Here is a 20,402-nt window from a genome sequence, read left to right on the forward strand (position 1 = left end):
AAGATTCCCCCGACGCTCTGTCACGCCACGCGCCACTGCGGCGTCCTTGCCCACATGAACGCCGAAACCGTTTTCCAGACCCACCGCCCGCGCCTGATGGCGCTGGCCTATCGCCTGCTCGGCAGCCGCGCCGACGCCGAAGACGTGGTCCAGGACGCCTGGCTGCGCTGGTCCGGCGCCGATCCTGCCGGCGTCCGCGATGCTGAGGCCTGGCTGGTCACCACCACCACCCGGCTCGGCCTGGACCGGCTGCGAGCGGCCAGGCGCGAGCGCGCGCACTATGTCGGCCCATGGCTGGCCGAACCGCTGGCGGTCACCCTGGAGCCGGACCCGGCGCCCGGTCCGGCCCAGCTGCATGCGCTGGCCAACGACGTCTCGGTCGCCTTCCTGACCCTGCTCGAACAGCTCGGCCCCGAGGAACGCGCCGCGTTCCTGCTGAAGGAGGCCTTTGACCACGACTACCGCGAAATCGCCGACCTGATCGGGCACAGCGAAGCCAACTGCCGGCAACTGGTGCATCGCGCCCGGCAGCGGTTGCAGGCCGGGCGGCCGCGCTTCAACGCCGACGCCAGCCAGCACCGGCAGCTGCTGGCGCGCTTCATGGATGCCTCGCAGCGCGGCGACAGCGAGGCGATCCAGGCCCTGCTGCACGCCAACGCGCTGCTGGTCTCCGACGGCGGCGGCGTGGTTACCGCCGCGATCCGCCCGCTGCTGGGCGCCGAGCGCATCGGCCGCCTGTTCTGGGCCATCGCGCGCCGCGGCGCGGTGCATCCGGCCCAGCTGGGCTACGTCAACGGCGAACCGGCGATCCTGCGCTTCCAGGGCGACCGCCTGCACTCGATCACCACCATCGAGGTGGTCGATGGCCGCATCGCCAACGTGTACAGCGTGCTGAATCCAGAAAAATTGCCGAAGGTTGTCACGCACCACAACGCTGCGGCGTCCTTGTGATGAAAGGCGGCCATCGTGGCCGCAGTGGAGCCCACGATGTCCGATCACACCTCCCCCCGCGTCCCCTACACCCGCCTGGCCGCCGAGGCCTTCAAGGGCCTGCTGGCCACCAGCCAGGCGGTGCATGACAGCTCGATTGATCCGACCCTGATGGAACTGGTGTTCCTGCGCGTGTCGCAGCTCAACGGCTGCGGCTACTGCATGGACATGCACGGCACGGCGCTGCGCAAGGGCGGCATCGAGCTGCGCAAGCTGGACACCCTGCCCGCCTGGCACGAAAGCCGCTTCTTCGATGCGCGCGAACGTGCGGCGCTGGGCTGGGCCGAGGCGCTGACCCGGCTGACCGACGGTGCGCCGTCGCAGGCGACGTTCGATGCATTGGCGCCGCACTTCGATGAGAAGGGCATCAGTGACCTGAGCATGGGCATTGCGGTGATCAATGCCTGGAACCGGCTGGGTGCGGGGCTGCTGCCGCCGCTGCCGTAACGGGGGGCTGGCCGGGCTGCCGCCCGGCACCCGCAGAGGCAACAACCAGAGCAACATCAAAAGCCGGCGCTACTGTGGGTTGGCGGGGTGGATCAGGTCGCAGGGGCGCTGCAAGTACGTCCATGTAAGCTCGGTCGCCGCATCCATGCGGCTCACGCCTCTGCGACCTGACCCACCCCGCCTTCGATAGTTCACTGGAGCTGCTGGTAGGTGTCGACCGTGGTCGACACGGTCGATCCACGCCGTGCATGGATACGGGAGGGTCAGATCCCTTTGTGTGGCAAAGGGATCTGACCCCGGTGCCGGCCACACGGCTGCACTGACCCCATCTGCACGGTCAGGCGCGCACAATACGCGCATGCCTGCTTCCCCCACCGCTGGCGCTGCCGCCGCGAAGAAACCCAGCCTGCGCCAGCGCTTCAGGGCGATGCGCAATCTGCCGCCGTTCCTGCGCATGGTCTGGAAGACCAGTCCGGCGCTCACCCTGGCCAGCCTGGGGCTGCGCCTGATCCGTGCCCTGCTGCCGGTGGCGATGCTGTACGTCGGCAAGTTGATCATCGACAGCGCCCTGCACCTGAGCCAGCACGATGCCGGCTACCCGCCGCTGGGCGAGGCGCTGTCCAGCGGCCTGCTCAATCCACTGCTGGGCCTGCTGGCACTGGAATTCGGCCTGGCCATCGCCTCGGACCTGCTCGGCCGACTGGTCAGCTACGCCGACGCTCTGCTTTCCGAACTCTTCGCCAACGCCACCAGCATCCGCCTGATGGAACACGCCGCGACGCTGGACCTGGAGGATTTCGAAGACCCGGACCTGCAGGACAAGCTGGACCGTGCGCGGCGCCAGACCATGGGCCGGATGAACCTGATGAGCCAGCTGTTCGGCCAGGTGCAGGACGCGATCACCGTGGCCAGCCTCGCCGTCGGCCTGCTGGTCTACGCGCCGTGGCTGATCCTGCTGCTGGCGCTGGCACTGGTGCCGGCCTTCATTGGCGAATCGCACTTCAACGCGGCCGGCTACAGCCTCAACTTCCAGTGGACGCCCGAGCGCCGCCAGCTCGACTACCTGCGCCAGCTGGGCGCCAGCGTGGAAACGGCCAAGGAAGTGAAGATCTACAACCTGCACCGCTTCCTGGTGGAGCGCTACCGGCGCCTGTCGGTGGCATTGTTCCAGGCCAACCGCGCCCTGGCACGGCGCCGCGCGTTCTGGGGCACGCTGCTGGCTGCGCTGGGCACGCTGGGGTATTACACCGCCTACGCCTACATCGCATGGCGCACGGTGCGTGGGGACTTCTCGATCGGCGACCTGACCTTCCTAGCCGGCAGCTTCCTGCGCCTGCGCCAGCTGCTGGAAGGCCTGCTGATCGGCTTCTCGCAGGTGGCCAGCCAGGCGCTGTACCTGGATGACCTGTTCTCGTTCTTCCAGATCCAGCCGGAAATCCACTCGCGCGATGGGGCCGTGCGCGTGCCGCAACCGATCCGCCAGGGCTTCGTATTCGAGAACGTCGGCTTCCGCTACCCCGATGCCGAACAGTGGGCGGTGCGCCACCTGGATTTCCAGCTGCGCGCCGGCGAAGTGCTGGCCCTGGTCGGCGAGAACGGTGCCGGCAAGACCACCCTGGTGAAACTGCTGGCACGGCTTTACGAGCCGGACGAAGGCCGCATCCTGCTCGACGGCCGCGACCTGCGCGATTACGACCTGGATGACCTGCGCGCCAACCTCGGGGTGATCTTCCAGGACTTCGTGCGCTACAACCTCAGCGCCGGCGAGAACATCGGCGTCGGCCAGGTCGAGGCGATGGACGACCAGGCACGCATCGCTGACGCGGCGCGACGCGGCATGGCCGAGGAAGTCATCGACGACCTGCCCGGCGGCTACGACCAGCAGATCGGCCGCCGCTTCAAGCAGGGCGTGGACCTGTCCGGTGGCCAATGGCAGAAGATCGCCATTGCCCGCGCATGGATGCGCAATGCGCAGGTGATGATCCTGGATGAGCCAACGGCAGCGCTGGATGCCCGCAGTGAGTTCGAGGTGTTCCAGCGGTTCAGGGAACTGGCGGATAATCGCACCGCAGTACTGATTTCCCACCGCTTTTCCTCGGTACGCATGGCCGACCGCATCCTGGTGCTGGCCGATGGCCGGATCGAGGCCAGCGGCACCCATGCGCAGCTGATGGCGCAGGGCGGCCGCTATGCCGAGCTGTTCGAGCTGCAGGCGGCGGGTTACCGCTGAGAACGCCTCTCGTTCCGCCCAATGAGAACTTGTCTCATTTGAGATAGAATCACCCCCGACGACTTTCGATAGATACGCCCATGTCCTCCGCTTTCGGCGCCGAAACGGTGCTTGAGGTCCGTCACTGGACCGATGCCTACTTCAGCTTCACCACCACCCGCGACAGCGGTTTCCGCTTCGAGAACGGCCAGTTCGTGATGATCGGCCTGGAAACCGAGGCGCGACCGCTGCTGCGCGCCTATTCCATTGCCAGTGCCAACTGGGAAGAACAGCTGGAGTTCTTCAGCATCAAGGTGCAGGACGGCCCGCTGACCTCGCGCCTGCAGCACATCAAGCCGGGCGACAAGGTACTGGTCGGCAAGAAGCCCACCGGCACCCTGCTGATCAGCGACCTGCATCCCGGCAGGAACCTGTACCTGCTGGGCACCGGCACCGGCCTGGCGCCGTGGCTGTCGGTCATCAAGGACCCGGAAACCTACGAGCGCTTCGAGAAGGTGATCCTGTGCCACGGCGTGCGCTACGAAAAGGACCTGGCCTACCGCGATTACTTCGAGAAGGAACTGCGTGAGCACGAGTTCCTCGGCGAGATGATCGGCGACAAGCTGCTGTACTACCCGGCCGTCACCCGCGAGCCGTTCGCCAACCAGGGCCGCCTGACCCAGCTGATGGAGAGCGGCGAGATGCAGCGCACCCTCGGCCTGCCGGAACTGAGCCCGGAAAACGACCGCGCGATGATCTGCGGCAGCCCGCAGATGCTGGCCGATCTTCGCACCGTGCTCGATGCCCGGGGTTTCCAGGTTTCGTCGCGCATCGGCCAACCGGGCCACTACGTGTTCGAACGCGCGTTCGTCGAAAAATAACCCGTCGCATCTGTAGAGCCGAGCCCGCGCTCGGCTTGCGCGCGGCGCGCGCCCTCGAAGTCGCCGGAAAAGCAGCCGAGCGTGGGCTCGGCTCTACAGCAGCGCTTCGATCGCGCTGCGCAACTGCTCCGGCCGGGTGGTGGGCGCATGCCGCGACACCACCTGCCCCTGGCGATCGACCAGGAACTTGCTGAAATTCCACTTGATGCGGGCACTGCCGAGCAGGCCACGCTTTTCCTGCGTCATCCAGGCCCACAACGGATCAGCGCCCTCGCCGTTGACCTCGATCTTCTCCGACAGCGGAAAGCTGACCGGATAGTCCAGCGAACAGAACTGGCGGATCTGCGCCGCGTCCCCCGGCTCCTGCGCGCCGAACTGGTTGCACGGGAAGCCGATCACCAGCAGGCCGCGTTCGCGGTAGTCCTGCCACAGCTGTTCCAGCCCGGTGTACTGCGGGGTGAACCCACAGCGGCTGGCAACGTTCACCAGCAGCAACGGGTGGCCCTGATAACGGGCCAGCGCCTGCGGCTGGCCGTCGAGGTCACGGAAGCTGAAATCGTAGGCGCTGGTCATGAGGGCGGGCCGTGGGCGGTGAATGCATGGTACCCGCGCCCGGAGCCGGCAACATGCCTTTTGACACAAGTGCGGGCGCCGCCGGCCGGGTTACCCTCGGGCCCTTGTTTGCCTTACCGGAGTTCCTGCCTTGACCACCCGCCTTGCCCTTGCCGTGGCCATGTCCCTCGGCCTTGCCCTGCCCGCCTTCTCGGCCGGCGCCGCCACCCCGGCTGCCAGCACCCATGCCCAGCAGGCCAATCCGTTCTTCGCCGAAAGCCCGCTGCCCCTGCATTATCCGCAGTTCGACAGGATCAAGGACAGCGACTTCGCCCCGGCCTTCGACGCCGGCATGGCGCAGCAGCTGAAGGAAGTGGAAGCGATCGCCAACAACAAGGCCAAGCCGACCTTCGACAACACCATCATCGCCCTGGAAAAGAGCGGTGACATCCTCGACCGTGCGACCACCGTGTTCTTCAGCCTGGTCGGTGCCGATACAAATGACACCCGCAAGAAGCTGCAGGCCGACTACTCGGCGAAGTTCGCCGCGCACAGCGATGCGATCGCGCTGAACGGCAAGCTGTTCGCCCGCATCCAGGCGCTGTACGACACCCGCGGCCAGCTGGGACTGGACGCCGAAGGCGTACGCCTGGTCGAGAAGTACTACGACAACTACGTGCGCGCCGGTGCCAAGCTGTCCGAAGCCGACAAGGCCAAGCTGAAGGAGATGAACGCCGAGCTGGCCAACCTGGGTACCAAGTTCAGCCAGAACGTGCAGTCGGAAGTGAACGCTTCGGCGATCACCGTCGACGACGTCAAGGAGCTGGACGGCCTGTCCAAGGAGCAGATCGCCGCCGCCGCCGAAGCTGCCAAGGCCCGCGGCCAGGACGGCAAGTACGTGATCACCCTGCTCAACACCACCGGCCAGCCGCCGCTGACCAACCTGGCCAACCGCGCCCTGCGCCAGAAGATCTACGAAGCGTCGGTCAGCCGTGGCAGCCGTGGCGGTGAGTTCGACAACACCGCGCTGGTCTCGCGCATCATGCAGCTGCGTGCCGACAAGGCCAAGCTGATGGGCTTCCCGAACTTCGCCGCCTACAACCTGACCAACCAGACCGCCAAGACCCCCGAAGCGGTCAACGCGATGCTGGGCAAGCTGGCTCCGGCCGCCGTGGCCAACGCCAAGCGCGAAGCTGCCGACCTGCAGGCGATGATCGACCAGGAACAGAAGGCGGCCGGCAAGCCGACGTTCAAGCTGGAACCGTGGGACTGGGCCTTCTACAGCGAGAAGGTGCGCCAGGCCAAGTACAACTTCGACGAGTCGCAGCTGAAGCCGTACTTCGAAATGAAGAACGTGCTGGAGAACGGCGTGTTCCATGCCGCCAACCTGGAATTCGGCCTGACCTTCAAGCAGCGCACCGACCTGCCGGTCTATCACGATGACGTCACCGTCTACGACGTGTTCGATGCCGACGGCAGCCAGCTGGCGATCTTCATCTTCGACCCGTATGCACGCGCCTCCAAGCGCGGTGGTGCGTGGATGAACTCCTACGTCTCGCAGTCCAAGCTGACCGGCTTCAAGCCGGTGGTCGCCAACCACCTGAACATCCCGAAGCCGCCGGCCGGCCAGCCGACCCTGCTGACCTGGGATGAGGTGAACACCACCTTCCACGAGTTCGGCCACGCCCTGCACGGCATGTTCTCCAACGTGAAGTACCCGTACTTCTCGGGTACCTCGGTGCCGCGTGACTTCGTCGAGTTCCCCTCGCAGGTCAACGAGATGTGGGCTGACAACCCGGTCATCCTGAAGAACTACGCCAAGCACTACCAGAACGGTTCGGCGATGCCGCAGGCGCTGCTGGACAAGGTACTGGCGGCGGCCAAGTTCAACCAGGGCTTCGCCACCACCGAGTACCTGGGCGCGGCCATGCTGGATCAGCGCTGGCACCAGATCGGCCCGGACCAGGTGCCGGCGGCCAAGGACGTGATGGCCTTCGAGCGCGCCGCACTGGAGAAGGACGGCATCTACTACGCGCCGGTTCCGCCGCGTTACAGGACCCCGTACTTCAGCCACATCATGGGCGGCTATTCGGCCGGCTACTACGCCTACATCTGGTCGGAAGTGCTTGATGCCAACACCCAGAAGTGGTTCAAGGACAATGGCGGCCTGAGCCGCAAGAACGGCGACCACTTCCGTGCCACCCTGCTGTCCAAGGGCGGCAGCGTCGACGCGATGCAGCTGTTCCGCGATTTCGCCGGCCACGAGCCGCAGATCGAACCGCTGCTGGAAAAGCGTGGCCTGACCGGCGCCGGCAACTGATCGCCTGCGCGGTAGCGTGAAACGAAAACCGCCCGGCAGACCGGGCGGTTTTTTTAGTTGAGGTCATCGCCGGAACAATCGTTCCCACCATCGTTTCTGCGTGTTTGCCGCCGGAGCCGTATCCGTATCCGTATCCGTATCCGTATCCGTATCCGGAGTTTCCGGCATGAACTGCGCCAGCTGCGCCGCGACGGCCTCTGCGTACAGCAACGCGCCATCGGGGGCGCAGTTGAGCAGATTGCTCATGCTGGTCGATGCGTTGAGGTCCATCGGATTCGGCTCGACCACCTCGCTTGCTTCCAGCAATCCGCATCCCTTGCCGATGGCATCATCGACAACGCTCCAGAACACGGCCAGTCGACCGTCGGAAAACAGCTCGTCCAGACGCGCGCGCAGGTCATTGTGCCCGACGTAGTCCGCGCGCATCTGCTTCAGCCGGTCATGCGTGATGAACACACCACCACTGTAGTTTTCGCGCAGGTGGTTGCCTGAAGCGGCGTCCGCCCACTGTGGCGGCACCAGTTGACGCCAGTCCGCGAAATAGCGGGCCACCACCGGATCGTCGATGAAGAACGAAAGGGCGCTCCCGCGAAGATAGTGATACCTGCGCAGGTGACCGGCCACGATCGCCAGGTACAAAGCATGCCCCTTCTCGAAGGGCACGTCTGCGCTGATCGAGCGTGCCTCGTCGATGCGTTCCTGCAGCTGCTCCATGTAGAACGGTTCGATCCGGAACTGCTGTTGCAGCGGCTCAACCAGCGTCGCGTCCTCCAGCGCACGGAAATAGAGGTCGCGGATTTCCGAGTCCGCGACTGGATGGTAGGTGATGTCCCAACCCATGCTGCAACGCCTTCAGGAATGCGGTAATGCCGCCGACCCGACAGCTTAGCGTCGTCGACACCCTTGCGGAGAGCAGACCGTGCAATACCCGTAGCCAACGTCAATGAGTGTCGTATCAGGCCCGATCTATCCCTCTCTCCCGACGCAACACTACCGTGGCGCCACGTACCCGCCCGGCACGCCTTCCGGCGACAGCACCAGCTGCCACAGCTGCGCATGCCGGCAGCGGAAGGTGGCCATCGACCCGGCCAGGTAGAAGCGCCACATTCGCCGGAAGTGCTCTTCGTAGTGCGCATCCAGCCGCGGCCACGCTGCTTCCACGTTGCGCCGCCAGGCCTGCAGGGTCAGGTCGTAGTCGGTGCCGAAGTTGTGCCAGTCTTCCAGCACGAAACGGCCTTCGAACGCCCGGGTGATCTGCGCCGCCGACGGCAGCATCGAGTTGGGAAAGATGTAGCGCGCGATCCACGGATCGGTGCGATGCCGGGAGATGTTGGTGCCGATGGTGTGCAACAGCAGCAGGCCGCGCGGCGACAGGCAACGCTTGACCACCTCGAAAAAGCCCGCGTAGTTCTTGTCACCGACGTGCTCGAACATGCCGATCGAGAAAATCGCATCGAACGGTTCGTCCAGCTCACGGTAGTCCTGCAATCGGATCTCGATCGGCAGGCCCGCGCACAGGTTCCGCGCGAACTCGGCCTGCTCCTGCGAAATCGTCACGCCGACGCCACTCACACCGTAGCGCTCAGCGGCGAACTTCAGCGCTTCGCCCCAACCGCAGCCGATGTCCAGCACGCGCTGGCCCGGGCGCAGGCCCAGCTTTCGGCAGACCAGGTCGAGCTTGGCTTCCTGTGCGGCGTCGAGATCATCGGCGTTGCGCCAATAGCCGCAGCTGTAGACCAGGCGCTGGCCCAGCATGGCCTGGTAGAGATCGTTGCCCAGGTCGTAATGACGGCGCCCGACCTCGTAGCTGCCCTGCCCCGCCTGCAGGTTGAACAGGCGCGCCTTCAGCGCATCGGCCACTTCGCGCCAGCCGTGCACCCGTTCATCCAGGTGCGCCTGCATCAGGTGGGCGAGGAATTCATCCAGGACGTTCGCATCCCACCACCCTTCCATGTAGCTCTCGCCCAGGCCGAGCGAGCCTTGGCCCATGACCCGCGCGAAGAAGCGCGGGTCATGCACCTGGATGTCCTGTGGCTGGGTACCGCCGATGCGGACCCCGGCTTCGTGGAGCAGGCCGGCGACCCGCTCCTGCAACCCTGTATCCACGTCACCTCCTCGACTGCGGTCAACCGCGTGCGAACAGCTCCACGTAGTCCTTGGCCACGTGCGGCAACAGCACCGCCGCCGGTACATCGGCGGTCTGGGTGCCGTCCGAGTATGGACCCACCTGGTACGGAGGGAAAACAAAGCGCAGCGCGGTGATCTGCCCCTTGTCGTCGGTCAGTGGCTGGAACTGGCTGAAATTGTCGGCCTGCGGGCCAGTACCGTCGGCGATCATGCGCGATGCGTTGCGCAGCGATTCCTGCAGTTGGGCCGGGTCCATGTCCTCGCCGCTGAGCCGCGTGGCCACGCGTTCGCGCAGCTGGTCGGCGACGAACTCACTGATCACCTTCCAGCCCTTGGCATCGGCCACCAGCTTGTCGGCGCTGAGCATCTGCTGCTGCTGCGGCAGCCACACGAAGCGCGCCACCAGTGGTTCGCCATGGGCGCCACCGGTATAGCGGCTGCCATCGGCACTGACCACCACCAGCTGCGGCGTTTCCAGCAGCTTCTCGAAGCTCAGCGACAGCTCGTAGGGCATGGTCGGCTTGTCGTTGCCCAGCCCGTCCAGCGCCTGCTGCAGGTCGCTGCGTGCGCTGGTGGCATAGTCCTGCAGCGCGCGCGCCAGGCCGGGGTAGCGGTCGATACCCGCCGGGTAGCTGATGCCCACCACCTCACGCTCGTTGTTTTCGATCACGTCGCGCAGGTCCAGCGGCGCTTCCGTGGCCGGCGTCTCGCCGGCGGCGGTGGCTTCGGCGGCGGGCGCCGCGTCGGTCGCCGGTGCCGGCTCGCTTTCACGCTGGCAACCGGCCAGCAACAGCACGCCCACCACGCCGGCCAGCACGCTGCCGTGCAGTGGCCGGTTGTTTCCAATCTTCATCGGGATCCCCTGTTCATGTTTGTACATCATCGCCTGCCATGGCTGAAGCGTGGCCCGCTGGCACTCAGCCAACGAGCAGGTCGTGGTACTCCTCGTGCCGCTGCAGGAAAGCCTCGGCGTAGGAACATGCCGGCACCACCTTGTACTTCTGCTCGCGGGCGAAACGCAGTGCCACGCGGGTCAACTCACCGGCGATGCCACGGCCGGCGATCGGCTCGGGCACCTCGGTGTGGGTGATCACCATGCGCTTGCGCTTGATCTGGTAGTCCAGCACCGCCAGCTGTCCTCGCACACGGGCGGTGAAGCGGTGGTTGGCCAGGTCGTGTTCGACCTCGTAGGCCAGACCGGGGGGCGTGACCGAAGCCATGGAACTGTCTCCTGCGGCGACTGCGTGGATGGTGCGCAGCCGGGCGCCATGATCGCGTGAAGCCTGAACAGGGGCAAGTCCAGTCCATTCACGTCAGTTTTCGCCCTCAAGCTGGAGGCGGGCCGGCCGCTATCGCCTATGGAGGGGTACGGCCAGGCTGGCACGACCCTTGCGACCGTTGACCATGCGCACCACCGTGGAGGCTCCCATGCACGCCAGCAATTCCCATTCCGATACCGACCGCGCCCTGCTGGAGGGCCTGCTGCAACTGGCGGTGGAAGGGCAGACCGAGGATCAGGATTTCCAGCGCATCGGCGAGGAAGTGTTCGCCCGCCTGCTGGATACCTACGGCCACACGACCCAGGCCTGAAACCGGATACGCCGGGGTCGGATCCGCAGGATCCGACCCTGGCACGCTTCAGCCGCCCAGGCGGAAGGTCGGGTTGGAGAGTTCGCGCAGGAAGTGGTTGAAGATGCTCGGCTGCATGGCCAGCATGAAGATCACGCCGAACGCCGCACCTGCCAGGTGCGCGCTGTGGTTGATGCGATCGCCGCCGCGCTTGTCCATCCAGATGCTGTAGCCGACGTAGAACGCGGCATAGATGATCGCCGGTGCCGGGATGAAGAACACCAGGATGATCGACCACGGCTTGATCAGGATGAAGGCGAACAGGACCGCCGACACCGCACCGGATGCCCCGAGGCTGAGGTAGTTCGGATTCTTCTGGTTCTTCAGGTAGCTGGGCAGGATCGAGACCAGCAGCGCGCCGATGTAGAACGCCGGGTAGGTCAGGTAGCTGCCGGTCAGCTGCACCATCACGCTCTCGATGAATCCCCCGAAGAAGAACAGGGTGATCATGTTGAAGATCAGGTGCGACCAGTCGGCGTGGATGAAGCCATAGGTCACCAGCCGGTCGTACTGGCGATGGCGGTCGACGGCCGGCGGCCACAGGATCAGGCGATCGGCCAGCTTGCGGTTGTTGAACGCCATCCACGACAGGATGGCGGTGATGGCGATCAACAGCAGATTGACGGGGGTCATGTCAGGCTCAGGCGCTACGGTAGTTGTCGACCATACGATAGCGTTTCGCGTACCAACCGAAGGCCAACGCCGCGACGAAGGCGAAACCGGCGAAGAAGAACATCAGGAACGCCGCTTCGCTCAGGCCCGTACTGGCGATCCTGTGGGTCACGGCATCGTTGCGCACGGCAGCGTTCGACAGCAGCACCCACAGGTTGCCGATGGTGGTGGTCAGGTTCCAGAAGCTCATCACCACGCCCTTCATCGCCTGCGGCGCCTGGCTGTAGGCGAACTCCAGGCCGGTGGCCGAGACCAGCACCTCACCGAAGGTCAGCAGCGCATACGGCAGCATCTGCCAGAAGATCGACATGGCGTTGCCGCCGTCCATCACCACCTGGATGCCGCCGACCACGATCCAGGCCAGGCCGCTGAAGGCGATGCCGGCGGTCATGCGGCGCAGCGCGGTCGGCTCAAAGCCGAAGCGGCGCAGGGCCGGGTACAGCACCAGGTTGTTGAACGGAATCAGGATCATCACCAGCAGCGGGTTCAGCGCCTGCATCTGCGAGGCGGTGAACCAGCTCGGCATCTGCATCTGCTGGCCCTGCAGGACCCAGGTCGAGGCCTTCTGGTCGAACAGCGAGAAGAACGGCGTGGTCAGCGCGAAGATCACCAGCACGCGCAGCACCGAGCGCACGCCTTCCACGGCTTCGGCCGGATGCTGGCCGCGGGCGCGGTCCAGCTGCAACCAGGTACCGCCACCGATGCCGGCGAGGATGGCCACCAGCGCCAGGCACAGGCAGATCACGATGCCCAGCGAACCGACCAGACCGAACGAGGCCGCCGCCAGCGCCAGGCCGAGCACGGCGATCACCAGGCCCGGACGGCCCTGGCCGGCCACGCGCGTGGTCAGCGCGGTCCGCACCACGTTGGCGAACGAATGCGGATCCTTCGGCGGCAGCGGCACCAGCACGTAGCGCTTGCGGCCCAGCCAGAACACGAAGGTAGCAATGAACATCAGGATGCCCGGGATACCGAACGCCCACTGCGGACCCCAGTTCTTCAGTGCCAGCGGGATCAGCAGCGAGGCGAACAGCGAGCCGAAGTTGATGATCCAGTAGAAGGCGTCGAAGACGATCTTGGCCAGGTGCTTGTTGCTCTGGTCGAACTGGTCGCCCATGAACGAGGCCACCAGCGGCTTGATGCCACCGGCACCCAGCGCGATCAGGCCCAGGCCGAGGAAGAAGCCCTCGCGGCTGTTCTCGAACAGCGCCAGGCACAGGTGGCCGGCGCAGTAGACCAGGCTGAACCAGAGGATGGTGTGGTATTTGCCGAAGAACCTGTCGGCCAGCCAGCCACCGAGCAGCGGGAAGAAATACACGCCGATCATGAAGCTGTGCATGATGTCCTTGGCTTCACCGGCACGGCCTTCCGCAGTGATTTCCTGCAGCAGCAGCGAGGTGATCAGGAACTGCACCAGGATGTTGCGCATCCCGTAGAAACTGAACCGTTCGCAGGCCTCATTGCCGATGATGTACGGAATCTGGCGCGGCATCTTTCCTTGGCCGGCGATGGGGGCGACTGCGTCCTGGCTCATCCTGTAAGGCATTCCTGCAAAGCGAAAGGCGCAAGGTTACCGGAACCGGGGCTTGCGAAGCACGCTGCAGGGCTGCATGACAACGGTGCCAATCCGTGGCAGGCCGTGCAGGCCCTGCCGGAAGTCACGGCACCTGCACGACAAAAGCGTAAACTTATCGTTATGCGCCCCCTCGCCCCCGCCCGCCTCCTGCTCAGCTGCCTTGCGCTGTTGCTGGCATTGCAGGCGCAGGCACGACCACAGGCGCCGGCCGCCGTTGCCAGTGAGAGCGAACCTCGGCAGCTGACGGTAGCCGCGCTGGAGCTGCCCAGCCGCGATGACGCGCAATGGAAGCAGCGCCGCGAGCAGGTCGCACAACTGCTGACCGACCTGCAGCCGGACGTGATCTCGGTGCAGCAGGTGCTGCAGCAGCAAGGCCGCAACCCGGCCTGCTGGCTGGCCAGCCGGCTGCGCTACAGCTGCGACTTCGTCACTGCCGACCCACCCAGCCAGCCACTGCGCCATGGCAACGCCATGCTGACCCGGCTGCCGGTGAGCGAGGACGGCGTGACCCTGCTGCATCCTCCCGGCACCTTCAGTGCGGCCGGCATGATGCGGCTGAAGCTGGGCGAGGCGCTGGTCAACATCTATGTGGCGCGGCTGCGCCCGGACCCGGACGAGGCCACCGCCCGCCAACACCAGACCAGCGACCTGATGACCTGGATCGGCGCCACCGCCGAAGGCATGCCCAGCCTGATCGCGGGCGACTTTTCGGCCAGCACGGTGGAGCTGGTGCGGAGCACGCCCGGCTTCCAGCCGGCACGGCGCAATCCCGGCGGCCGCGCCGAGCCGCCTGCAGCCAGTGGTGGCGGCGCCAGTGGCCACGGCTTGGACGTGCTGTTCCAGGTCAAGCACTTCGGCGGCATCCGCCAGCAGCCGATCCTGCTGCCCGCCGACGGCGACCTGCCCGGACTGCGCCTGGGCGTGTTGGCAACCCTGCGCCTGCAGGACGCTACGGCCACGGCGGAATAGGTCGTGCCGGGATCCTGCAACAGAAAAGGCCGGGGTCTCCCCCGGCCTTTCCACTCATCCCGTCACCGCGATCAGGCGATCGCTTCCTGGTAACGGCGCTCGACTTCATTCCAGTCGATGACGTTGAAGAACGCGCCGATGTACTCCGGGCGGCGGTTCTGGTACTTCAGGTAGTACGCGTGTTCCCACACGTCCAGGCCGAGGATGGGAGTGTTGCCTTCCATCAGCGGGCTGTCCTGGTTGCCGGTGCTCTCGACCACGACCTTCTTGTCCGGGGTCACGCTCAGCCACGCCCAGCCACTGCCGAAACGGGTCAGCGCCGCCTTGGTGAAGGCGTCCTTGAACTTGTCGAAACCGCCCAGGTCCTTGTCGATGGCCTTGGCCACGTCACCCACCGGGTTGCCGCCCGCGTTCGGGGCCATCACGGTCCAGAACAGCGAGTGATTGGCATGGCCACCACCGTTGTTGCGCACCGGACCCTGCAGGTTCTCCGGCAACGACTTGAGCTTCTTCACCAGCTCTTCGACCGGCAGGTCAGCGTATTCGGTGCCTTCCAGCGCCGCGTTGACGTTGTTGATGTAGGTCTGGTGATGCTTGGTGTGATGGATTTCCATCGTCGCCGCATCGATATGCGGCTCCAGCGCGTCGTAGGCGTAGGACAGCTTGGGCAGGGTGTAGGCCATGATGCATCTCCTGATTGCGAGGGCACCCGACGATGTCGGGCGGTGCGCCGTGAATGATGGGGACAGACCCGCAGATTACCAAGGGGGATGTAAAGGAAATTGCGTCCTGCCAGTGAGCACGACGGCAATTGTTACGCAGCAGTGACGCGGCGCCCTCCTCATGCGCCATGCAGCGCGCAGGCGCTACAGTGCGTGTACCACCCTCGCCCGCCCCTGCCCATGCGCAACCCCCGGCTGCTGATCACCGCCATCGCCCTGCTGCTGCTCGGCCTGGTCGCCAACCATTTCCTGCAGCGGCCGCCGGCGCCACAGTTCGCACCGGACCTGCAGGGAACACCCACCGCACGGGCGCCTGCCACGGCCACGCCCGGACGGGACAACGGCCTGCCCGCGTTCCTGCCCACCGAAGCACGCCAGACCATTGCCCTGATCCAGCGAGGCGGTCCATTCCCGCACCGCCAGGACGGCACCACCTTCGGCAACCGCGAGCAGCAGCTGCCGCAACGTCCGCGTGGCTACTACCGCGAGTACACCGTCGACACCCCCGGTGCACGCACGCGTGGCACGCGCCGCATCGTCACCGGCGGCGATCCGCCGGAGGCGTGGTACTACACCGACGACCACTACGAATCGTTCCGCAGCTTCACCGTACCGGCCCAGGGAGCGCAGTGATGAGCCACGATGATTTCGGCCTCGGCCTGCATGACATCAACAATGCCGGCGTCTATGCCATCGACAGCGATGACATCGGCGCACTGGCCGCAGCAATGCGCGATGCCAGCCTCAAGGTGATCCGCATCGATCTGGAGGGCGTGGCGGACAAGCGCACCCTGCTCGCCCGGCTCGCCGCGCAACTGGATTTCCCGGCCGGTTTCGGCGGCAACTGGGATGCACTGTCGGACAACCTGCGTGATCTGCAATGGCTGCCGGCCAACGGCTACGCGCTGTTCCTGTGCGATGTGGACGCGCTGCGCGCCGCCGCACAGAAGGACTTCGACACCCTGCTGGACGTGATGGATGAAGCCAGCCGCGATTGGGTCGGTCGCGATGTGCCGTTCTGGGTGTTCCTGCCGCAGAGCGCGTAAGGGCAACGCCCTGATAGAGGCTGACCTTGGTCGGCATGGGCGTGCCCCCATGGATCATCCACGCATGGTGTGGATCTACCCGGCCCAGCTGGATGCACAGTAGATCCACGCCATGCGTGGATGCGCCGTCCTAGCGGCTCCCGTTATCTTCCTGCAGTTCCTTCTTGAACGGGATGTCCGGCGGCGGCCGTGCCACGGCCGGCTGGTCCTGCATGTTGGGGTTGGTCAGGCCACAGCCACCGCCGGCCTGCAGGATCGAAATGACGCAGGAAATCCTCGTGTTGGTGCCCGGCAGTGGAATCTCCATCGCCTTGACGCCCTTGCGCACCCATTCGGCCAGCAGCGATTCCTGTGGCACCCAGTACTTGTCGAACGACGTCGGCGTGTAGTCGTACGGCGGACGTTTCAGCCATGTGCCCGATTGCGCGATGCGCTCCTTGCTCCAGCCGTCGTTGGCGCCACCGGGCGCACCGCGCTCGGCATGGCCATCGCCGTCCTGGCCTGGCACGCGCACGCTGCCATCGGCATTGAACAGGCCATTGCCCTTGCCGGCAGTGCTGGCCTGGCGGGCGCCACTGCTGGCACCGTCACGGTTACGGCTGGATGAACCCCAGTCGTCGCCCTTGGCAGGCGTGGCCCAGTTGCCTGGATTGGGCGCCGGGCGCGCTCCGGCGTTTGCCGTGCTGCTGGAGGCCGACGGACGCGTGCTGCTGCTCGTCTGCGCCGCACTGCCTTGGGCCGCAGCCGCAGGCGTCACGGTGGCACTGCCACTGGAGGATGCCGGTGCCGCCGCCGGTGCCGGGGCCACTTCACGCTCCCGCACCTGTACATCACGGCCGGTGGGCGCGCGTACGGCGGGCTCACGCCCGGCCACCGCCGCCATCCGCACCTGCGGATCGGCCACGGCCTGCACTTCACGTTCACGCACCTGCACGTCCTGCTGTGGCACGCGCACCTGCATTTCAGGGCTGCGCAGCGGTTTGGGTGCGACGGGCGCTTCGACGATGCTGACTTCGCGTTCGCGCACCTGGATGTCACGCACCTGCGGCGTGCGCACGGCCAGTTCCGGGCTGCGCATCTGGCTTGGCGTCGGCGGCGCCTGCACCGGCTGCACGCTGCGCTCGCGCACAACGGGCGTGCTGTCACGCGGTACGACGCTGACTTCGGTTCGAGGCACGCTGACCGGCGGCACCACGAAATCCGTGCTGGCCTGCGCCACCTCGGTGGCCTGGACCGGTGAAGGCGGCGGCGCGGCAACCGGCGCCGGCTCGGCTTCGGCTGGCGGCGGAGGAACACTGGCGGTCAGCGCGGATGCAGGGGAAGATGCGGCGGCTTCGGCAGCCGCCGGACGCGGGGCAGGAGCTGTGGCGGCGTCCGCCTGCTGCCCCGTCGCAACCCGACCTGCCGCAGCGGCCGCAGCGACTTCGGCGCCGGGCTGATCGCCCCCGCCTTCCTGGGTCGCGCGGCCGACGAACTCCACCTGCACGCGCTCGCCCTCGGCGCCCTCTTCGTCTGGCGCAGTGGTGCGGATCACCGCCACCCACAGCAGCAGCATGAAGAACAGCAGGTGCAGCAGTGCGCTGATCAGCGCCGAGGTCCAACGCATCCAGCGCTGGTCGCGCGGCGCAGCGTCCCAGTCCTGCCAGAACAGACGGCGCAACGCCTGCCACGGTGACAACTGCGGCGATTGGCCTGGCCGGCCGGGCAGCGGACGCGGCAGCAATACCGCAATCACTTCGCGGGCATGCAACGGCCGCGGCAGCGGCCCCAGCGAGCGCAGCCACAGCGCCCAGCCATAAGGCAGGCGCGTGGTCTTCTCAAGGACGGCGCGGGGCTGCTGGCGGGCCAGCAGCAGATCGATGAGTTGCTCGGCCCGGGTCAGAGGCACGCGTCAGCGATCAGGCGACGTTGTCGCGCGGGATGTACGGCGCGTGGCCGCTGTCGTGGTCGGTCGCGTCGCGCACGGCGGTCACGCCCGGCACACGGCCCATCAGGGTCTTTTCGATGCCCTGCTTGAGCGTCACGTCGGCCATGCCGCAGCCCTGGCAGCCACCACCGAAGCGCAGCAGCACCACGCCGTCGGCAGAGACTTCCTGCACGGCCACCTTGCCGCCATGCGAGGCCAGCTGCGGATTGACTTCGTTCTCCACCACCCAGTGCACGCGCTCGACCAGCGAGGCCGCATCACCGGGCGCTTCACCCTTGATGCGCGGCGCCTTGATGGTCAACTGCTGGGCACCGGCGGTGCCGGCGACGATGTCGATCTCGGCACCGTCGAGCCAGCCAACGCTGCCGGCATCGACATAGAGGGTGAAGCCATCGCAGTCCACCGCCCACTCGTCGCCCAGCAGGTCGGTGGGTTCGGCGAATTCCAGCCGGGCGTCGGCGCGCGGGGTACCGGGGTCGACCGCGCTCAGGCGCACGCCCATGCCAGGCACGCCCTCGCGTTCGATCAGCTTGCGGAAATGGGTCTGGGCAGTGTCGGAGATCTGGATCATCAGGCTATTCTAGCCAAGTAAGCGTCAGCCGCTCATTCGGTTTATACACCGTCCGGCGCATTGTTCAGTCAACACGAGGTGGAGATTCCCATGGCCGACCTGATTCCACTGGCCCAGGCCCGTTGCGTGCCACGCAAAGGCAGCGACCACAAGCTCGGCGAAGCCCGCTTGGCCGAACTGCTGCCGCAGGTTCCCGGCTGGGAGCTGAGCGAGGGCGGGCAGGCCCTGACGCGCACCTTCCGCTTCAAGGATTACTACGCCACCATGGCCTTCGTGAACGCGCTGGCCTGGATTGCCCATCGCGAGGACCACCATCCGGACCTGGGCGTGCACTACGACCGCGCGGTCGTGCGCTTTTCCACCCATGACGTGGGCGGTCTGAGCGAGAACGACTTCATCTGCGCGGCCAAGACTTCGGCCCTGACGGAGCAACTGCCATGAACGTACGCTTGCTGAGCCTGTCCCTGATCGCTGCGGCCGGCCTGGCCGGCTGCGGCTCGTCCGAACCGCCGGCACCACCGCCGCCACCGCCGACCGAAGTCGCAGCAGTGAAGACGCCGCCGCCGCAGTACCCGCTTGAACTGGCCTGCATGGGCGTGGGCGGCACCAGTACGTTCAAGGTGACCATCGGCACCGACGGCAAGCCGAGCGAGGTCGCCCTGCTGACTGGCGCGGGCAACCCGCAGCTGGACGAACTCGCCAAAACCGCCGTGCAGGGCTGGCAGTTCAAGGCCGCGACACGCAATGGCCAGCCGGTGCCGGCCACCATCCAGGTGCCGGTCAGCTTCAACCCGCCGCAGCCGAAGCCGGACCAGTGCTTCGCCATTGAAGAGCGCCTGCGCCGCGGCGGCTGATCGCACGCCCCCGACGAGGCCAGCCGGCGCCCGCCTCGCCCTCGCCGCCCCGGCCCTGTCCGGGGCGGTTGTCTGTTGACCAGGACTGCGTCGGTAGATGCTGCAGATTCCCCCCGAAAACATCTGGATTGCGCTGGCGGTCACCCTCGCGGCCGGCCTCGCCACTGCGATCGGCAGCCTGCTGGTGCTGTTCTCGCGCCGCCCCAACCCGCGCCTGCTGGCGTTCGGCCTGGCCTTCGCCGGCGGCGCGATGGTCTATGTGTCGCTGTCGGAAATCCTCAACAAATCCATTGCTTCGTTCGCACTGGCCCATGGCGAGCGCACCGGCTTCACCTACGGCACCCTGGCGTTCCTGCTGGGCGTGATCGTGATCGTGCTGATCGACCACTTCATTCCCAACCCGCATGACAGCCTGGACAAGCAGGATCCCGCGTTCCGCGAAAACAGCCGCGAGTACCTGAAGCGGGTCGCGCTGCTGACCTCGGTCGCGATCACCGCGCACAATTTCCCGGAAGGGCTGGCGACCTTCTTCGCCACGCTGGAAAGCCCGTCGGTGGGCATGCCACTGGCCTTTGCGATTGCCATCCACAACATCCCCGAGGGCATCGCGATCGCGGTGCCGGTGTACTTCGCCACCCAGAACAAGGCCTATGCGTTCAGCGCCAGCCTGCTGTCGGGCCTGGCCGAGCCGGTGGGCGCCGCGCTCGGCTACTGGTTGCTGTCCGGGTCGCTGTCGCACGCCACCTTCGGCTGGGTGTTCGGGCTGATTGCCGGCGTGATGGTGTTCCTGGCACTGGACGAGCTGCTGCCGGCCGCCAAGCGCTATGCCAAGGGTCACGAGACCGTGTACGGGCTGGTGGCCGGCATGGGCACGCTGGCGATCAGCCTGGTGCTGTTCAAATGGTGAGGG

At 66.3% G+C, this 20,402-nt stretch carries 22 protein-coding genes; 12 read left to right on the plus strand and 10 right to left on the minus strand.

All coding sequences use genetic code 11. The annotated features are described in order from the left end of the window. Window positions 1-54 precede the first annotated feature (54 nt). From ACM0PY_RS00880 to ACM0PY_RS00895, 4 genes are all read left to right on the plus strand, one after another. A complete protein-coding gene (locus tag ACM0PY_RS00880; protein WP_180883865.1) occupies window positions 55-951 on the plus strand; it encodes an RNA polymerase sigma-70 factor in 897 nt (298 codons plus the stop codon). Window positions 952-987: 36 nt separating this feature from the next. Then, window positions 988-1,437 carry a carboxymuconolactone decarboxylase family protein gene (locus ACM0PY_RS00885; RefSeq protein WP_134972238.1) on the plus strand — a complete coding sequence of 150 codons (450 nt, stop codon included), beginning with the start codon at window positions 988-990 and terminating at the stop codon, window positions 1,435-1,437. 358 nt (window positions 1,438-1,795) lie between these two features. Further along, window positions 1,796-3,667 (plus strand): ABC transporter ATP-binding protein, encoded by a 1,872-nt coding sequence (locus tag ACM0PY_RS00890; RefSeq protein WP_180883863.1) that lies wholly within the window; start codon window positions 1,796-1,798, stop codon window positions 3,665-3,667. A gap of 80 nt (window positions 3,668-3,747) precedes the next feature. Continuing rightward, window positions 3,748-4,527 (plus strand): ferredoxin--NADP reductase, encoded by a 780-nt coding sequence (locus ACM0PY_RS00895; protein ID WP_134972240.1) that lies wholly within the window; start codon window positions 3,748-3,750, stop codon window positions 4,525-4,527. Between the two features lie 93 nt (window positions 4,528-4,620). Here ACM0PY_RS00895 and ACM0PY_RS00900 read toward each other — a convergent pair whose 3' ends face one another. Beyond that, complete coding sequence (locus ACM0PY_RS00900) at window positions 4,621-5,100, minus strand: glutathione peroxidase (RefSeq protein WP_134972241.1); 480 nt, start codon at window positions 5,098-5,100, stop codon at window positions 4,621-4,623. A 130-nt stretch (window positions 5,101-5,230) separates the two neighbouring features. Here ACM0PY_RS00900 and ACM0PY_RS00905 point away from each other — a divergent pair, with 130 nt between their 5' ends. After that, window positions 5,231-7,399: a M3 family metallopeptidase gene (locus ACM0PY_RS00905; protein WP_180883861.1), complete on the plus strand. Its 2,169-nt coding sequence runs from the start codon at window positions 5,231-5,233 to the stop codon at window positions 7,397-7,399. A gap of 63 nt (window positions 7,400-7,462) precedes the next feature. Here the strand turns inward: ACM0PY_RS00905 and ACM0PY_RS00910 are convergent, their stop codons facing one another. The 4 genes from ACM0PY_RS00910 to ACM0PY_RS00925 form a co-directional block, all read right to left on the minus strand. Next, window positions 7,463-8,239 (minus strand): hypothetical protein, encoded by a 777-nt coding sequence (locus ACM0PY_RS00910; protein WP_235646702.1) that lies wholly within the window; start codon window positions 8,237-8,239, stop codon window positions 7,463-7,465. Between the two features lie 150 nt (window positions 8,240-8,389). Continuing rightward, entirely contained in the window at window positions 8,390-9,505 is a 1,116-nt protein-coding gene (cfa, locus tag ACM0PY_RS00915; protein ID WP_180883857.1) for a cyclopropane fatty acyl phospholipid synthase, read from the minus strand. A 19-nt stretch (window positions 9,506-9,524) separates the two neighbouring features. After that, the gene (locus ACM0PY_RS00920; protein ID WP_134972247.1) at window positions 9,525-10,406 is read right to left on the minus strand and encodes a DUF3298 and DUF4163 domain-containing protein; all 882 of its coding nucleotides are present in this window, start codon (window positions 10,404-10,406) and stop codon (window positions 9,525-9,527) included. Window positions 10,407-10,443: 37 nt separating this feature from the next. Continuing rightward, entirely contained in the window at window positions 10,444-10,746 is a 303-nt protein-coding gene (locus tag ACM0PY_RS00925; RefSeq protein ID WP_005417588.1) for a GNAT family N-acetyltransferase, read from the minus strand. Between the two features lie 208 nt (window positions 10,747-10,954). Between ACM0PY_RS00925 and ACM0PY_RS00930 the strand changes: the two genes are divergently transcribed. Continuing rightward, complete coding sequence (locus ACM0PY_RS00930) at window positions 10,955-11,116, plus strand: hypothetical protein (RefSeq protein ID WP_180883853.1); 162 nt, start codon at window positions 10,955-10,957, stop codon at window positions 11,114-11,116. A gap of 48 nt (window positions 11,117-11,164) precedes the next feature. Here ACM0PY_RS00930 and ACM0PY_RS00935 read toward each other — a convergent pair whose 3' ends face one another. Together ACM0PY_RS00935 and ACM0PY_RS00940 are read right to left on the minus strand one after the other, a co-directional pair. Next, window positions 11,165-11,788, minus strand: a complete 624-nt coding sequence (locus ACM0PY_RS00935) for a rhomboid family intramembrane serine protease (RefSeq protein WP_005417591.1) — start codon at window positions 11,786-11,788, stop codon at window positions 11,165-11,167. 7 nt (window positions 11,789-11,795) lie between these two features. After that, window positions 11,796-13,361, minus strand: a complete 1,566-nt coding sequence (locus ACM0PY_RS00940) for a POT-type proton-dependent oligopeptide transporter (RefSeq protein ID WP_180883851.1) — start codon at window positions 13,359-13,361, stop codon at window positions 11,796-11,798. 162 nt (window positions 13,362-13,523) lie between these two features. Here ACM0PY_RS00940 and ACM0PY_RS00945 point away from each other — a divergent pair, with 162 nt between their 5' ends. After that, entirely contained in the window at window positions 13,524-14,372 is an 849-nt protein-coding gene (locus ACM0PY_RS00945) for an endonuclease/exonuclease/phosphatase family protein (protein WP_069139760.1), read from the plus strand. A gap of 71 nt (window positions 14,373-14,443) precedes the next feature. Here the strand turns inward: ACM0PY_RS00945 and ACM0PY_RS00950 are convergent, their stop codons facing one another. Next, window positions 14,444-15,055: a superoxide dismutase gene (locus ACM0PY_RS00950; RefSeq protein ID WP_005410310.1), complete on the minus strand. Its 612-nt coding sequence runs from the start codon at window positions 15,053-15,055 to the stop codon at window positions 14,444-14,446. A 219-nt stretch (window positions 15,056-15,274) separates the two neighbouring features. On the opposite strand from ACM0PY_RS00950, the gene ACM0PY_RS00955 reads away from it, so the two are divergent. After that, window positions 15,275-15,727, plus strand: a complete 453-nt coding sequence (locus ACM0PY_RS00955) for a guanyl-specific ribonuclease (RefSeq protein ID WP_061478000.1) — start codon at window positions 15,275-15,277, stop codon at window positions 15,725-15,727. After that, window positions 15,727-16,140, plus strand: coding sequence for a barstar family protein (locus ACM0PY_RS00960; RefSeq protein WP_414609440.1), 414 nt, complete (start codon window positions 15,727-15,729; stop codon window positions 16,138-16,140). Before ACM0PY_RS00955 ends, ACM0PY_RS00960 begins: the two co-directional genes overlap by 1 nt. A gap of 130 nt (window positions 16,141-16,270) precedes the next feature. On the opposite strand, the gene ACM0PY_RS00965 is transcribed toward ACM0PY_RS00960, so the two are convergent. Continuing rightward, window positions 16,271-18,028, minus strand: coding sequence for a dermokine domain-containing protein (locus tag ACM0PY_RS00965; RefSeq protein WP_180883847.1), 1,758 nt, complete (start codon window positions 18,026-18,028; stop codon window positions 16,271-16,273). A gap of 10 nt (window positions 18,029-18,038) precedes the next feature. Continuing rightward, a complete protein-coding gene (locus tag ACM0PY_RS00970; RefSeq protein ID WP_049417239.1) occupies window positions 18,039-18,638 on the minus strand; it encodes an NfuA family Fe-S biogenesis protein in 600 nt (199 codons plus the stop codon). Window positions 18,639-18,728: 90 nt separating this feature from the next. Between ACM0PY_RS00970 and ACM0PY_RS00975 the strand changes: the two genes are divergently transcribed. The 3 genes from ACM0PY_RS00975 (at window position 18,729) to zupT (ending at window position 20,399) form a co-directional block, all read left to right on the plus strand. Continuing rightward, window positions 18,729-19,079: a 4a-hydroxytetrahydrobiopterin dehydratase gene (locus tag ACM0PY_RS00975; RefSeq protein WP_021203009.1), complete on the plus strand. Its 351-nt coding sequence runs from the start codon at window positions 18,729-18,731 to the stop codon at window positions 19,077-19,079. Next, entirely contained in the window at window positions 19,076-19,492 is a 417-nt protein-coding gene (locus tag ACM0PY_RS00980; protein ID WP_180883846.1) for an energy transducer TonB, read from the plus strand. Before ACM0PY_RS00975 ends, ACM0PY_RS00980 begins: the two co-directional genes overlap by 4 nt. A gap of 97 nt (window positions 19,493-19,589) precedes the next feature. Then, entirely contained in the window at window positions 19,590-20,399 is an 810-nt protein-coding gene (gene zupT / locus ACM0PY_RS00985; RefSeq protein ID WP_005417614.1) for a zinc transporter ZupT, read from the plus strand. Window positions 20,400-20,402 lie beyond the last annotated feature (3 nt).

This window comes from Stenotrophomonas sp. BR163 (genome assembly GCF_047520985.2).
In the GTDB taxonomy this organism is placed as follows: domain Bacteria; phylum Pseudomonadota; class Gammaproteobacteria; order Xanthomonadales; family Xanthomonadaceae; genus Stenotrophomonas; species Stenotrophomonas sepilia.

Bases quoted from the DNA above. Each gene is read 5' to 3' on its own strand.
- ACM0PY_RS00940 (WP_180883851.1), bottom strand. From the start codon at position 13,361: ATGAGCCAGGACGCAGTCGCCCCCATCGCCGGCCAAGGAAAGATGCCG.
- ACM0PY_RS00920 (WP_134972247.1), bottom strand. From the start codon at position 10,406: ATGTACAAACATGAACAGGGGATCCCGATGAAGATTGGAAACAACCGG.
- ACM0PY_RS00955 (WP_061478000.1), top strand. From the start codon at position 15,275: ATGCGCAACCCCCGGCTGCTGATCACCGCCATCGCCCTGCTGCTGCTC.
- ACM0PY_RS00930 (WP_180883853.1), top strand. From the start codon at position 10,955: ATGCACGCCAGCAATTCCCATTCCGATACCGACCGCGCCCTGCTGGAG.
- ACM0PY_RS00910 (WP_235646702.1), bottom strand. From the start codon at position 8,239: ATGGGTTGGGACATCACCTACCATCCAGTCGCGGACTCGGAAATCCGC.
- ACM0PY_RS00970 (WP_049417239.1), bottom strand. From the start codon at position 18,638: ATGATCCAGATCTCCGACACTGCCCAGACCCATTTCCGCAAGCTGATC.
- ACM0PY_RS00980 (WP_180883846.1), top strand. From the start codon at position 19,076: ATGAACGTACGCTTGCTGAGCCTGTCCCTGATCGCTGCGGCCGGCCTG.
- ACM0PY_RS00960 (WP_414609440.1), top strand. From the start codon at position 15,727: ATGAGCCACGATGATTTCGGCCTCGGCCTGCATGACATCAACAATGCC.
- ACM0PY_RS00880 (WP_180883865.1), top strand. From the start codon at position 55: ATGAACGCCGAAACCGTTTTCCAGACCCACCGCCCGCGCCTGATGGCG.
- ACM0PY_RS00895 (WP_134972240.1), top strand. From the start codon at position 3,748: ATGTCCTCCGCTTTCGGCGCCGAAACGGTGCTTGAGGTCCGTCACTGG.
- zupT (WP_005417614.1), top strand. From the start codon at position 19,590: ATGCTGCAGATTCCCCCCGAAAACATCTGGATTGCGCTGGCGGTCACC.
- ACM0PY_RS00925 (WP_005417588.1), bottom strand. From the start codon at position 10,746: ATGGCTTCGGTCACGCCCCCCGGTCTGGCCTACGAGGTCGAACACGAC.
- ACM0PY_RS00975 (WP_021203009.1), top strand. From the start codon at position 18,729: ATGGCCGACCTGATTCCACTGGCCCAGGCCCGTTGCGTGCCACGCAAA.
- ACM0PY_RS00945 (WP_069139760.1), top strand. From the start codon at position 13,524: ATGCGCCCCCTCGCCCCCGCCCGCCTCCTGCTCAGCTGCCTTGCGCTG.
- ACM0PY_RS00885 (WP_134972238.1), top strand. From the start codon at position 988: ATGTCCGATCACACCTCCCCCCGCGTCCCCTACACCCGCCTGGCCGCC.
- ACM0PY_RS00950 (WP_005410310.1), bottom strand. From the start codon at position 15,055: ATGGCCTACACCCTGCCCAAGCTGTCCTACGCCTACGACGCGCTGGAG.
- ACM0PY_RS00900 (WP_134972241.1), bottom strand. From the start codon at position 5,100: ATGACCAGCGCCTACGATTTCAGCTTCCGTGACCTCGACGGCCAGCCG.
- ACM0PY_RS00890 (WP_180883863.1), top strand. From the start codon at position 1,796: ATGCCTGCTTCCCCCACCGCTGGCGCTGCCGCCGCGAAGAAACCCAGC.
- ACM0PY_RS00935 (WP_005417591.1), bottom strand. From the start codon at position 11,788: ATGACCCCCGTCAATCTGCTGTTGATCGCCATCACCGCCATCCTGTCG.